This is a genomic window from Prosthecobacter algae, from assembly GCF_039542385.1.
In the GTDB taxonomy this organism is placed as follows: Bacteria; Verrucomicrobiota; Verrucomicrobiia; order Verrucomicrobiales; family Verrucomicrobiaceae; genus Prosthecobacter; species Prosthecobacter algae.
Genome location: NZ_BAABIA010000012.1, coordinates 97,299 through 110,550 on the forward strand (window position 1 = coordinate 97,299; position 13,252 = coordinate 110,550).

15 protein-coding genes are annotated in these 13,252 nt (G+C 57.3%); 4 read left to right on the plus strand and 11 right to left on the minus strand.

Annotated elements, in window-relative coordinates; genetic code table 11:
* Positions 1-430: 430 nt before the first annotated feature.
* The 11 genes from ABEB25_RS22680 to ABEB25_RS22730 form a co-directional block, all read right to left on the minus strand.
* Entirely contained in the window at positions 431-1,501 is a 1,071-nt protein-coding gene (locus ABEB25_RS22680; RefSeq protein ID WP_345738738.1) for a TFIIB-type zinc ribbon-containing protein, read from the minus strand.
* 55 nt (positions 1,502-1,556) lie between these two features.
* A complete protein-coding gene (locus ABEB25_RS22685) occupies positions 1,557-2,828 on the minus strand; it encodes a putative Na+/H+ antiporter (RefSeq protein ID WP_345738739.1) in 1,272 nt (423 codons plus the stop codon).
* A 124-nt stretch (positions 2,829-2,952) separates the two neighbouring features.
* On the minus strand, positions 2,953-3,321 hold the full coding sequence (locus tag ABEB25_RS22690; protein WP_345738740.1) for a DUF1428 domain-containing protein: 369 nt from the start codon (positions 3,319-3,321) through the stop codon (positions 2,953-2,955).
* Between the two features lie 44 nt (positions 3,322-3,365).
* Positions 3,366-3,770: a hypothetical protein gene (locus tag ABEB25_RS22695; protein ID WP_345738741.1), complete on the minus strand. Its 405-nt coding sequence runs from the start codon at positions 3,768-3,770 to the stop codon at positions 3,366-3,368.
* Between the two features lie 45 nt (positions 3,771-3,815).
* Positions 3,816-4,226: a VOC family protein gene (locus ABEB25_RS22700; RefSeq protein WP_345738742.1), complete on the minus strand. Its 411-nt coding sequence runs from the start codon at positions 4,224-4,226 to the stop codon at positions 3,816-3,818.
* 78 nt (positions 4,227-4,304) lie between these two features.
* Positions 4,305-4,886, minus strand: coding sequence for an SRPBCC domain-containing protein (locus tag ABEB25_RS22705; RefSeq protein ID WP_345738743.1), 582 nt, complete (start codon positions 4,884-4,886; stop codon positions 4,305-4,307).
* Positions 4,887-4,976: 90 nt separating this feature from the next.
* Entirely contained in the window at positions 4,977-5,414 is a 438-nt protein-coding gene (locus ABEB25_RS22710) for a VOC family protein (protein WP_345738745.1), read from the minus strand.
* Positions 5,415-5,497: 83 nt separating this feature from the next.
* Positions 5,498-6,037 (minus strand): SRPBCC family protein, encoded by a 540-nt coding sequence (locus ABEB25_RS22715; protein WP_345738746.1) that lies wholly within the window; start codon positions 6,035-6,037, stop codon positions 5,498-5,500.
* Positions 6,038-6,078: 41 nt separating this feature from the next.
* Entirely contained in the window at positions 6,079-7,371 is a 1,293-nt protein-coding gene (locus ABEB25_RS22720; protein ID WP_345738747.1) for an RNA polymerase sigma factor, read from the minus strand.
* A gap of 11 nt (positions 7,372-7,382) precedes the next feature.
* Positions 7,383-7,790 carry a YciI family protein gene (locus ABEB25_RS22725; protein WP_345738748.1) on the minus strand — a complete coding sequence of 136 codons (408 nt, stop codon included), beginning with the start codon at positions 7,788-7,790 and terminating at the stop codon, positions 7,383-7,385.
* A 27-nt stretch (positions 7,791-7,817) separates the two neighbouring features.
* Positions 7,818-8,528, minus strand: a complete 711-nt coding sequence (locus tag ABEB25_RS22730) for a TetR/AcrR family transcriptional regulator (RefSeq protein WP_345738749.1) — start codon at positions 8,526-8,528, stop codon at positions 7,818-7,820.
* A gap of 271 nt (positions 8,529-8,799) precedes the next feature.
* On the opposite strand from ABEB25_RS22730, the gene kdpF reads away from it, so the two are divergent.
* Genes kdpF through kdpC form a run of 4 tightly spaced genes read left to right on the plus strand, consistent with a single transcriptional unit; the run spans position 8,800 to position 13,238 of the window.
* Positions 8,800-8,883 (plus strand): K(+)-transporting ATPase subunit F, encoded by an 84-nt coding sequence (gene kdpF / locus ABEB25_RS22735; protein WP_345738782.1) that lies wholly within the window; start codon positions 8,800-8,802, stop codon positions 8,881-8,883.
* A gap of 12 nt (positions 8,884-8,895) precedes the next feature.
* Positions 8,896-10,608 (plus strand): potassium-transporting ATPase subunit KdpA, encoded by a 1,713-nt coding sequence (gene kdpA / locus ABEB25_RS22740; RefSeq protein WP_345738750.1) that lies wholly within the window; start codon positions 8,896-8,898, stop codon positions 10,606-10,608.
* A 22-nt stretch (positions 10,609-10,630) separates the two neighbouring features.
* Positions 10,631-12,640: a potassium-transporting ATPase subunit KdpB gene (kdpB, locus tag ABEB25_RS22745; RefSeq protein WP_345738751.1), complete on the plus strand. Its 2,010-nt coding sequence runs from the start codon at positions 10,631-10,633 to the stop codon at positions 12,638-12,640.
* Between the two features lie 13 nt (positions 12,641-12,653).
* Positions 12,654-13,238, plus strand: a complete 585-nt coding sequence (kdpC, locus tag ABEB25_RS22750; RefSeq protein WP_345738752.1) for a K(+)-transporting ATPase subunit C — start codon at positions 12,654-12,656, stop codon at positions 13,236-13,238.
* Positions 13,239-13,252 lie beyond the last annotated feature (14 nt).

The window sequence follows — 13,252 nt, forward strand, 5'->3', positions numbered from 1 at the left end:
CCATTCCGTCTTCAGAAGTTCCGAACCACGGCCAGACACCGACTTGGAACGTTTGTACAATTCTAGAAAGCCATCCTTTTTCCCCTTCGCGGCACGCCTTTCCCTCAGCCGAAAAGACATCGGCATTCCAGGGATTCGAGAAAATACTGGCGGTTGAGGCAAACATGCGCGTTGATCACGGGAGCAGTGACATTCTCGATCACTAGCAATTGATATTCCACAATTGCTGGTAATTAAGATGAGCTTAGTAACGAGAAAGGCCACAAAAGGCAATCTCAGATTTGCTGAAAGTGTGGCACAAGTGAGTCGCACGAATGCGTTCAATTGAACACTTAATTCTAAAAACACCTTTCTTAAGGACTTGCGCGCCTGGTCTTTTTTCCCAGGGATGGAAGCTACATAATGAGGCTGATCTTGCCCAAGATCGGGCTCAATTTCCCATCTGCATCATGATGAATAGCAGGATGAGCCCCAGCACCACGGCGATGGTGATCTTCACCCAGCTCAGCGGGTACTCGCCGGTGATCTTTCCAGTCACCCCGTTCACGGCCACTTGATACGTTTTGGTTCCGTAGGTGTAAGTCAGCAACCAGACGGGCAGCAAGACGTGCTTGAAGGTTTGGGCGCTGTATTCCGGGGAGATTTGCAAATTCCGGTAGGTATCTCCGGGAATCTGCTGGGCACAGGTGCTGCGCAGCAGGTCATCCATGCGGGATCGGGAAGCCTGGGCCGACTGGATGAGGTCGATCTGATACTGCTCCACCACCCAGCCGGAAAGGTAACCGGCATCGTACGGCACTAGGCTGTCCACCGTTGGGAATGGCTCGAGCGCAGAAAGCAGCGCCGGATGCACGCCCTTGGAGGCAGGCACTAGCACGTCATCGAAGTCTTGGCTGACATGCCCGCTGGCATATTCCCAGCGGGTTTGCCGCTGCTGGCGGCCCTGGCTGTCGCGAGTGTAATAGTGGTGCCCGGCCTCTGCCTCCCAGGGGCACTCGGCATGGGCATCGAAAGTCCAGTAGGGCAAATACAGGCCATGGAGGGTGTCCGTCATCGCCTTGTCATTCAGATTGCTACGCGCCCAAAAGTGGCTGCCATACCATTTCCGGATCTCCTCCCGGACATGGGTATCGGCGATCTTGAACGGCAGCAGGCTGCCGGGCCGGATGGGGGCCTGGATGTCATCCACGCTCAACAGCGATGAAGAGCCGCAGAAGTCGCAGCGCTGGGCCACACGCTTTTCATCAAAGACCGAAATGGCCTGGCAGCTCTGGCAACGCACCGTTTTCCGCTTGGCCGCCCAGCCCCGCTGATCTTCTGGGATGGAGCGCAGGGCCGTGGCCAGATCACTTTCTTCAATCAACGATCCATCTGCCTTCAACTCCGCCGGTGAAACCGTGCCGCAATAGGGGCAAACGAGGGCCTTTTTGGCTGGGGTCCACACAGCCTCGCCCCCACAACCGGGGCAGGCAAACTTGCTGATGGCGGTGACTTCAGACATGCGCCGCACAGTGGGATGGACCAGCACGGGGATGCAAGAAAAATGACATCCCACCTCACAGCCACCAGAAAAACACGATGGCCACGAGAGTGGGCAAAAGCGCCCCCAGCAGCAGGCGCAGTGGGCTGATCCCCTCGGTACCAAACACCTTCGCACTCTGCAAAATGCCCACGCCTGCCGGGTTTGGCGCATTGGCGATGACCGTCAGCCCGCCACCTGTCACCGCACCCGCCACCAGCGCATATTTCAAATCGAGGCTGATGCCATCCACCAAGGACCCTAGATAGGTCAGCGCCGCGTTGTCCGTCAGCGCCGTCAGCCCTGTGGCCCCATAAAACAAGGCATGGCCACTGAGACTGCTGATCAGCGGCTTTAACCAATAAGCCTGCAAGGATCCCAGTGTGACCAATCCAGCGAGGAAGAAACCCACCAACAGCCCTTCCTTCAGCTTGAGCGGATCCTGGTATTCACGCGTGGCGGAAACCAGCCCCAAGAACAGCATGAACACGCCAAAAAAAACATCCGGGTGATGTGCAAATCCCACAACGGCGGCCAGGAACAGCACATGCAACAACGTCAGCCACACAGGCACGGCACCGCTGCGATTTTCAGCCACCTTCAGCCCGCGCAGTTCCTGACGGAATAGGAAGGTGACAATCGTCGTCGCCGTCAGGCAGCTCAGAGCTGCACGCCAGCCAAAGTGAGTCAGCATGAACATCGTGTCCCACTCCCATTTTGCAGCCACCATGAGCACGGGCGGTGCGGCAAAGTGAGTCAGAGTGCCGCCGATGGAGACATTCACAAACAGCAGACCCAAGGTGGCATACGCTAGTTTCAAACTAATGCCCTGGTCGAAATATCGACGCTTCAGCACCAGTGCCAGCAGGGTCATGGCCGCAGGCTCCGTGATGAAAGACCCCAGCAATGGCCCTACCACCAGCGCAGCCGCGTAAAAGGCCATGGCCTCCTGCATCGGCAGCAGGCGTGCAATGCCGCTGATGAGGCTTTCCGCCATCTTCACCACAGGCCGGGTGGCGGCCACCACCATCACCACCAGCACAAATTTGGGCTCCGTGTAATTCAAACTCTCAATGTAAACGACGGCATCATGGACGGAGCCTTTTAGCACCACAATGCCTGCGAACAGTGCAGCCGCCCAGAGACCAAACACCACCTCCGTTTCAGCCAGGAAGTGAAGCAGATTTTCCTGAATGGAACCGCGAGGGAACTGATGCGCCCAATGAGCAAAACGTTTCACCGCAAAGGTGTGCAACACCGCCAGGGCGAACAGTACCGTGGCCAGAATTTCCATGGGGGCAGGATCCATCCGACTACCCTAGGGAGCTAGATCCAAGAGGCAACCCAAGAATCCTCTGCTCATTTCACACCTCTTGTTAGTCCCAAAAAAAACGGTGCAGAATTCTCTGCACCGTTCGCCCTTCCACGCTGGCTCAAACGCTCACGATCGTCTTGAAACCACCGTAGGCCATGCGCTTGCAGTCGAAGGGCGGTACGCCGCCATGATCAGGGCAAAATTCATGCATGCGAGGATCGGCCATGACTTTGGCATTCACCTCATCGCGATGCTCACGCGATTTGTAAACGATGTAAGCAAAGACCACCGTCTCACCCTCCTTCGCCCCTGCGAGGGAAGGAAAAGAAACCATGTCCTTAGCATCGGTGTCTTCGGCCACGCATTCGCGATAGTCGAGGGCACCATGATCCATCCAGATCTTGCTCGCCTTTTCAGCGATGCTTTGATACTCGGAAATTTTATCTGCCGCGATCGGCAGGACGAATCCATCAATGTAGTGTGACATAATGTTAGGCTAGGTTTGTGGTTTATACAGAAAGCGAGAAAGCTTTAGCGTCGGATAAGCCCAGCCCAGGCCCGACGCTCCACCCACAGCAGGTAAAGAGGTGCCAGACTGATGAAGGCCAGCATCCCGATGGTACCGCCGCTGTTGGTGACATCTCTGGCAATCAGCGCATGGTAGGCCAGGATATTGACAATGATCGGCCCTAGGAACAGTAGCCCGATGTTACGTGTGCGCGGAATGATGACCAGGAGGCCGCCCACCAGTTCGCATAGCTTGATCAACGTGAGCATACCGGTCGGAGCGAGGGCGGCCATGAAAAGCGCTGCGGGCGAACCTTCCGGCGGCATGTCTTCCGGTTTCGGCTGGGCCAAATTAAAGAGCACCATGACAGATGCGAAAATGAATAAGAAGCCCAGAAGGGCACTGACGAAGGCGGGTATGTATTTCATGGAAGGGAGATTGGGTTAACGATTGAAAATCTGAGGGCTCAGATTTTAAGCTTGCGCGATGGCAGAAGGGTCCATCCAAAAGACCTCCCAGATGTGGCCGTCCAGATCCTGGAAACCGTGGCTGTACATAAAGCCGTGGTCCTGCGGGTCATTGTAAGTCGCTCCCCCCGCAGCGACCGCCTTGGCCACCTGCGCATCCACTTCTTCGCGACTCTCACAGGACAGGGCGATCAGCACCTCTGTGCTCTGCTTCGCATCCACCAAGGGTTTAGATGTGAAGCTCTGAAATTTCGGCTCGGTCAGCAGCATCGCAAAGATGCTCTCGCTGATCACCAAACAGGCGGCCGTTTCATCACAGAACTGCTCATTGAAACTGTAGCCCAATGCGCCAAAAAACGCCCGTGATTTGGGCAGGTCTTTGACGGCAATGTTGACGAAGATCATTTTGTTAGTCATTCCAGGAATGGGTTCTGAGAGGATTCGCAGCCGGATGTTTGAGCGGCTGTTCAAAGAGATGACGAACGAGCGTCTTCGTTAAGGACAGGAAGACGAAATATTTTTTCCCGATTTGTCAGGCCCTAGGATAACCAGCAGTGCAGCCAGACTTTCAAAACTTTCCACCCAGCACTTGTGCAGCCCATGACGCAGAAAGACATCACAGAGGGCGGGAGAATCGAAATGCAGGTGCAGTCTCAGGAGTGTCCCTTCGTCCACCTCGCTCAATCTCACGGTCAGCCGCAAAGGTCGTGGTTGATTCACATCCTCAGGCGCACCCGCTGGTTTCACCAGCTCCAGCCAAGCAGCGGGGAATCCAGAACAATCCATCGTCATCACCAGTCGCCGGGACTCTACCACCTCCACCCACTTCCCGTGCAATGGGTAGTCTGTGCCGTCTGGACTGTGCATGGTCAGGCTGTAGCGTCCTTCTGGCCGCACATCTATCTCACACACCGGATTGGTAAAGGCATGCGGCCCCCACCACTGCGCTAAGATTTCCGCCTCCGTCCAGGCTTTAAAAACATCTTCGCGCGGAGCCGAGAAAACGCAGTCCATGCCCCATTCCGACGCACCCATCAGCGCCACCGATTCATGAGTGGAAGGAAGCGAAGGAATCATGCGAGGGGAAAGAAATTTTCAAAACTAAGCTCTGCGCATCCTGTCATCCATGACACCGTTTATCTGGCAGCATTTTTGTCACCTTCCTCATCAGTGACTCGGGGGTGCATCCTCAAGGATCGTGACCATCCAACCCATCCCGAAGCGATCCTTCAGCATGCCAAAACAGGGGGACCAAAAGGTCTTCCCCATGGGCATAGTCACTTCACCTCCCTCAGCCAAAGCGGCAAATTTGGCTTCCGCCTCCTCCACCGTAGCCACGCTCAAGGACAGTGAAAACCCCGCAAAAGATTCCGGGCCTTCACAACCATCGGAGGCCATCAAAACCGTCTCGCCGACCGTGAACGAGGCGTGCATCACTTTATCTGCAAAACCAGGGGCCAGCATGTCTGGCGGCGGAGGCTCAGGGCTTTCGCTGAAGCGCATCACCATGCCCACTTGGGCACCGATGGCCTTGCGATAAAACTCAAGTGCTTCCTCACAGCGCCCGCCGAAAAAGAGATAAGGCTGAACCAGGGATGTCTTCATAAATTTAAACAAATGAATTGGTTAGGTTACTTTTAATGTGGATTGGATAAACTGATCCCGTGCAGATAAAATTCGGCCCGTGTTCAGGCCTTGGGCGCGACTTCGACGATGCTTTTCAAGCTGGCCAATCCCTGCACGAAGAAGTCTCCGCACATCTTGTCGCAGTCCATCACCAGCCCCACGGCCTTGCTCATGAAGTTGTTTTTTCCAGACATGGTCCACGTCACCAATGTGCCTGTGCCTTCCGGTTTGAAGCTAAACTCCACATCATTCGTACCTGCAAAAGGGCGGATGAATTCCAGCTTCATGCCTACCCGTTCTCCTGGGCGACTTTCGACGATGGTCTGCTTTCCCTCACCCACGTCATTGTTGCCCGACCATTGAACGGAAGAACCCACACCTGCTGGAGGCCCCTCAAAGGTGTATTTGCAAGTGGGGTCCAGCTTGACCCAGGGAGACCAGTCCTGGCCTTTGCGCAGATCATTCACCTGCTCAAAAATGGCTTGAGGTGTGGCCTGCATCGTCGCAGAACGGGACACTCGAAAGTCATCTGGGCGCATGGAAATGACGACGGCAAGACCGGCGAGGAGAACGGCAAGACCGATGAGAATTTTAGCGATCATAGTTTATCTTTTGGTTAGGCTGGGTTCGTGTGAAGTTTGGTTCAATTTGATTGTTCGATTTCTTGCAGCCGCTTGCTCAGCAAGCTTTGCTCAGATGCCATCTCGGTGAGTTTCAAAGCCGCCCGCAAATGCGCCGCCGCTGACTGGTAATGCTGCTGCTGTGCCTCCAGCTCACCCATGACAGCATGGAAAAGGTGGTAGGAGTCCAGCGGTTGGCGATCCAAGATGGCCTCCACAGCCGCCAGTCCTTGGGCAGGCCCCTCTACTTTGGCCAGTGCCACCGCGCGGTTCAGAGCGATGATGGGGGAATCATTCATTTGCAGGAGATGATCGTAAAGCCGGAGGATCTGAGGCCAGTCCGTAGAGGCCGCCTCTGGAGCCAATGAATGACAGGCAGCAATGCCTGCCTGAAGATGATACTCGCTGGCCTGATCTCCCTGCGTGGACAATCCCAGATGAAAAATGCCCCGTTGGATCATGCCCTTATCCCAACGCCGACGGTCCTGCTCCTCCAGTCGCAGGATGTCGCCCCCCGCATCCAGCCTCGCGGCGAAACGCGCACCATTCAGCAGCATGAGCGCCAGCAGAGCATGCGTGCGCGGCTTATTCCCCGCAGGATGCGCAGCCAACAAAGAGGTCAGACGTATCGCCTCATGACACAGATCTTCGCGGATCAATCGCAAGCCGCTGGAGGCTTTGTAGCCTTCATTAAATAGCAGGTACAAAATCTGCAGCACCACCTCCAATCGAACGGGCAACTCAACCCCGGAAGGGATCTCAAAGGCCACCGCTTCCTCCTGCAGCTTTTGCCGGGCGCGTGTCAGTCTTTTAGCAATGGCCGCCTCCGAGGTAAGGAAAGCACGCGCAATTTCCAGCGGGCTGAAACCACACATCACTTTCAGGGCCAATGCCGTCTGCGCCTCTTGCGGGAGCTGAGGGTGACAGCAGGCAAACATCAGCCGCAGACGATCATCCTTGATCTCGCCATCAAAACGCGGCTCCTCGCCTGTCTCCGTTTCCGCCATCCGTTGCTCAATGAAATGGACGATGTGCGGCTGCTTCTGCTGAAAGCTGGATTCTCGGCGGATGAGGTCCAGCGCTAGATTTTTCGCCGTCTGCATCAGCCAGGCAGCAGGGTTCACCGGCACGCCATAAAAGGGCCACGTTTGCAGCGCCCGTGCCAGTGCCTCCTGCACCACATCTTCCGCCATCTGGAGGCGATGGATGCCAAAAATACCCGTGAGGATGGACACCAACTTTCCCGATTCATGACGGAAAAGGTGGTCAGCCAACTGACTGATACCGGACTCGGCACTGGAGGCTGAAGCAGACATGACACTTGATGTTAGGCAGCCGCCATTTGTGCTTCCTTCACTCGATTGAAGCTAGGGCACTCAGGGGCCACGGGCCTTACCTCCGCCGTGGCTCCACAGTCCAGCATGGGCCACTCTTGGGCGATGCTTACGGCCTCCTCCATCGTCCTCACATTCAGCATCAGATACCCGCCGATGGTCTCTTTGGACTCGGCAAAAGGTCCATCCGCTACCTGACGCACTTTTCTTCCTGAGATCACTTTTCCCTCTTCAAACAGAGGCTGTGCGCCTTTCATCTTACCCTGCTGCTGCAATCGCTCAAACCACGCCATGGTGCGCGCCATGACCTGTTGCATTTCTTCGGGCGACAGATCCTGCTGCCAGCCCGTGGCTCGGAAGAGGACCATGTATTCAGTGGAATCAGAGGAGGAAAGGCTCATAAAAATTGAGGGTTTGATGGACGGTATTCAAAGGCATGACGAATGGCCGGGACTGGTCAGGACATCAGGACAGACTTTTTTCTTTTTTATTCTGCCCTTCCGAATCCCCAGGCGTGGCGGGGGAGATTCAAACAAGGAATCCACAAAATCTCGCGCCAGTTCGATGTTCTGGATCACCATCTCGGGGCTCTGGCGCGTCTTACCCACAAGCATCGAGCCCTGCCATAGACTGTTGAGAAAATGCGCCACCTGTGCGGGCTCAAAAGCACGCCGCACCCGGTGGATCTTTTTTGCATCCGTCAGCATGCGCGTCACCCGATCCTCCCAGTCTTGCAGGTGCCCATCGCAGGCGACCCGCATCTCGGCATTCACCTGGGAAAGCTCCTGCGACATCATGCCCACCATGCACACGCACAGCTCATCAGGCCGTTGATTGAAACTGACCATGATGTCCAGCAGCCGATGCAGTTGCTCCAACGGGTCCACCCCAGGCTCAGACCAGGCGGGGGTGTATAAATCCGTGCCCATTTGCGCAAACGCATCCAGGGCCGCACGGGCGATGGCTTCCTTGTTAGCAAAGTAATGAAAAAAGCTGCCCTTTGTCAGCCCTGCCTCCGCACAGATCTGGTCCACCGTCGTCGCGGCATAGCCCTGCTTCAGCATCAGACGCAGCGTCGCCCCCACCAGCCTTTGGCGGGTTTCAGCCGGATTGCGAACATGTTTAGGGGCATTAGCCATACATACTATTTAGTATGTAACTGAAAGTGTCGCAAAAACACAAGAAAAATTTCCCCACCTTTCAGATCCCTGCCTCTGGCAGTGTTAACACCTTCTTAACACCTTTTTGCCTGCCCTTAACTACGCAGAACCGGAAACACGGGAATCCTATCCGTGAGCCGCAAGCTCTCCGCCCATGATTGACCTCCTCTACCTCGGCCTCTCCGTCGCCTTCATCGTCCTCTGCGTTCTCTACGCTCGCGTCATCGAAACCCTCTGATCACTGCCCGCCATGGAAACCTTCCTCATCGCACTCATCGCCACGGCTCTGCTGGCCTACCTCCTGGTAGCCATGCTGCGCCCCGAAAAATTTTAATCATCCACGACCATGCATACGAACGACTGGCTGCAACTTGCCCTATTCCTGGGCCTCCTCGCGCTCATCACCAAGCCCCTCGGCCTCTACCTCATGCAGGTGCTGGATGCCCAGGGCCGCACCTGGCTGGACCCCATCCTGAAACCCATCGAAAAACTGACCTATCGCCTCCTGGGCACCGATCCCCAGCGCGAGCAGAATTGGAAACAATACACGCTCTCCATGCTCGCCTTCAGCCTCATCGGGATCGTCTTCACCTACCTCATCCTGCGCTGCCAGCACCTGCTGCCGTGGAATCCCCAGGGCCTGCCTGCCCTAAGCCCGCACCTGGCCTTTAACACCGCTGTCAGCTTCACCACCAATACCAACTGGCAGAGCTATGGTGGCGAGGCCACCCTCTCCTACTTCAGCCAGATGGTGGGGCTGACGTTTCATAACTTCGTCTCGGCTGCCACCGGCATCGCCATCGCCGCCGCCCTCGTGCGTGGCATTGCACGCAGTTCAGGGAAGACGTTGGGCAACTTCTGGGCCGACCTCGTGCGTGTCACCTATTACCTACTGCTGCCCCTGTGCGGCGCCTTCGCCCTCTTCTTGGTTTCCCAAGGCATGATTCAGAACTTCGAATCCTACACCAAGGCCACCACGCTGGAAGGTACAGAACAAGTCATCGCTCAAGGCCCCATGGCCTCTCAGGTCGCCATCAAGATGCTGGGCACCAATGGCGGCGGTTTTGTGAATGCGAACGCAGCGCACCCTTTTGAAAACCCCACCCCGCTTTCCAATCTCGTGCAGATGCTTGCCATCTTCGCCATCGGCAGTGGCCTAACGTATTATTTAGGGCGCATGGTGAAAAACCAAGCGCACGGCTGGGCTGTCTGGGCCGCGATGATGGTGCTGTTTACCAGCGGTGTGTTGGTTTGCGCCCATGCTGAGGCCCAGGGCAACCCCATCCACCAGCAGCTCGGTGTCGCCGCAACGGATGGGAACATGGAGGGCAAGGAGGTGCGCTTTGGCATCTTCAATTCCTCCCTCTTCGCCACCGTCACGACGGCCGCCTCCTGCGGCGCGGTGAATTCCATGCACGACTCCTTCACCGCCATCGGGGGTTTTGTGCCCCTATTCATGATGGAGCTGGGCGAGGTGGTCATCGGCGGTGTCGGGGCCGGTCTTTACGGCATGCTTGTGTTTGTCATCCTGGCCGTCTTCATCGCTGGCCTCATGGTGGGCCGCACGCCGGAATACCTCGGCAAAAAGATTCAGGCGAAGGAGGTCAAGCTGGCCATGCTCACCCTGCTCATCCTCACGCTCAGCATCCTCGGTTTCACCGCCTGGGCCAGCGTCAGCGCTTGGGGTCTGGCAGGTCTGAACAACGCAGGCCCGCATGGCTTTAGCGAGATGCTGTATGCCTACTCCTCCGCCACAGCCAACAACGGCAGCGCCTTTGCCGGCCTGACGGCGAACACCCCCTGGTACAATACCACGTTAGGCGTCGCCATGCTCATCGGTCGGTTTCTCATGATTGTGCCCATCATGGCTCTGGCTGGATCTTTGGTGCAGAAGCAGGCCGCACCGCCCACCGCCGGCACCTTCCCTGCCCATGGGGCCACCTTTACCCTGCTGCTCATCGGCACGGTCCTCCTCGTCGGCGCGCTGAATTTCCTCCCTGCCCTGGCCTTAGGTCCCGTCGTTGAGCACTTCCTCACGCTCCAGGGCCGCTTGTTCTAATCAACCTTTCACCTCGACTCTTATGTCACACACACCCAGTTCCCTTTTCGACGCCTCCATTGTCGTCCCCGCCCTCGGCGAGTCGTTCAAAAAACTCGACCCGCGCCTGATGGTGAAAAACCCCGTCATGTTCGTGACGCTCGTCGGCGCACTGCTCACCACCTTCAGCATCTTTACGGCTGGGGAAGATCGTGCCTTCATCATCCAGCTCAGTGTCTGGCTGTGGTTCACCGTTTTGTTTGCCAACTTCGCTGAAGCCGTCGCTGAAGGCCGTGGCAAAGCTCAGGCGGACAGCCTGCGCCGTGCCCGCAAAGACACCATGGCCCGTCGCCTCATCGGCAACGATGAAAAACTGGTGCCCGCCGCCGCTCTGGAAAAAGGTGAACTCGTCGTCTGTGAAGCCGGCGATGTCATCCCTGCCGATGGAGAAGTGATACAGGGCATCGCCAGCGTGGATGAGGCCGCTATCACGGGTGAGTCCGCGCCCGTCATCCGCGAAAGCGGGGGTGATCGCAGCGCTGTCACAGGTGGCACACGGGTCATCAGCGACCGCATCGTCATCCGCATCACTTCGGAGAAAGGCCAGACATTCTTGGATCGCATGATCTCCATGGTGGAAGGCGCACAGCGTCAAAAAACGCCGAACGAAATCGCTCTCACCATCCTGCTTTCAGCCATGACGCTGATCTTCCTGCTGGTGTGCATCACGCTCATGCCCTTCGGGGTTTATGCCGGGGCAAATTTCTCCATCCCCGTGCTCATCGCCCTGCTGGTGTGTTTGATTCCCACCACCATCGGCGGGTTGCTCAGCGCTATCGGCATCAGCGGGATTGATCGCCTCATCCGCCGCAATGTCATGGCCACCAGTGGGCGTGCGGTGGAGGCTGCGGGTGACATTGACGTGCTGCTGCTGGACAAAACAGGCACCATCACCATCGGCAATCGCATGGCCTCAGACTTCCGCCCTGCCCCGGGCATCACCGAGCAGCAACTCGCCGATGCCGCCCAGCTCGCCTCCTTGGCCGATGAAACCCCCGAAGGCCGCAGCATCGTGGTGCTGGCGAAGGAGAAGTTTAACATTCGTGGTCGCGAACTCGCCGCACCGCATGCCACCTTCATCCCCTTCACTGCCCAGACACGCATGAGCGGCGTGGACCTGGATGGACGCAGCATTCGCAAAGGTGCAGCCGATTCCATCAAAGCTTACATCATCAACCAAGGCGGCACTTATCCGGCTGAAGTGGCCAAGGCCGTGGAAGCAGCCTCCCGCGCTGGGCGCACGCCCCTCGTCGTTTCCGAAGGCAACCAGGTCCTCGGCATTGTCGAACTGAAGGACGTGGTCAAAGGCGGCATCAAAGAACGTTTCGCACAGCTCCGCAAAATGGGCATCCGCACCGTCATGATCACCGGAGACAACCCCATGACCGCCGCCGCCATCGCCGCCGAGGCGGGGGTGGATGACTTCATGGCCCAGGCCACTCCAGAAGATAAACTGAAGCGCATCCGCGATGAGCAGGCCGCAGGCCATCTGGTGGCTATGACCGGGGACGGCACCAATGATGCCCCCGCCCTGGCCCAGGCCGATGTGGGCGTGGCCATGAATACAGGCACCCAGGCCGCCCGTGAAGCGGGCAACATGGTGGACCTGGACAGCAACCCCACGAAGCTCATCGAGATCGTCGAAATCGGCAAGCAACTGCTCATGACCCGTGGCAGCCTAACCACCTTTAGCATCTCCAATGATGTCGCGAAATACTTTGCCATCATCCCCGCCATGATCATGGCCACTTTCCCTGAAGTGGCCCCGCTGAATATCATGGGCCTCGTAAGCCCGCAAAGCGCCATCCTCAGCGCCGTCATCTTCAATGCCCTCATCATCGTGGCCCTCATCCCCCTAGCGCTGAAAGGCGTGCCTTATCGGGCCATGGGCGCGGTGGCTGTGCTGCGGCGGAACCTCCTCGTCTATGGCCTTGGCGGCCTCATCGTCCCCTTCATCGGCATCAAGATCATTGACCTGATCATCAATCTCTAATCACCCACCTCTTATGAAACTGCTTCTCCAAGAAATCCGCCCCGCCATCGTCGCCACCTTTGTTCTGGCTGGCATCACCTGCGGTGTTTACCCCCTGCTCGTTACCACAGTGGCGCAGGCAGCGTTTAAAGATCAGGCCCAGGGCAGCCTCATCGTCGGGGCCGATGGCAAAGTACGCGGCTCCAGCCTGCTGGGGCAAAACTTCACCTCTGAGCGCTACTTCCACACACGTCCCAGCGCGGCGGGTAGCGGTTACGACGGTGCCAGCTCCAGCGGCAGCAACCTCGGGCCCACCTCTCAAAAACTGCGGGATCAGATCCAGGAACGTCTCACCGCCTACCGGACTCTGAATGGCCTAGCTGCCGATGCCGAAGTCCCTGCCGATGCCGTCACCGCCTCCGGCTCCGGTTTGGACCCACACATCAGCGTCAAAAACGCCACGATTCAGGCTGCCCGTGTGGCTAAGGCGAGAAACCTGCCCTTGCCAAAGGTCGAAAGCCTCATCACCGCCCACACCAGCACGCCCACGTTTGGGCTGCTAGGTGAGGCACGGGTGAATGTCGTCTCGCTCAATCTGGCACTCGACGCCGCCAAGTAACTCGTCTCAAGATA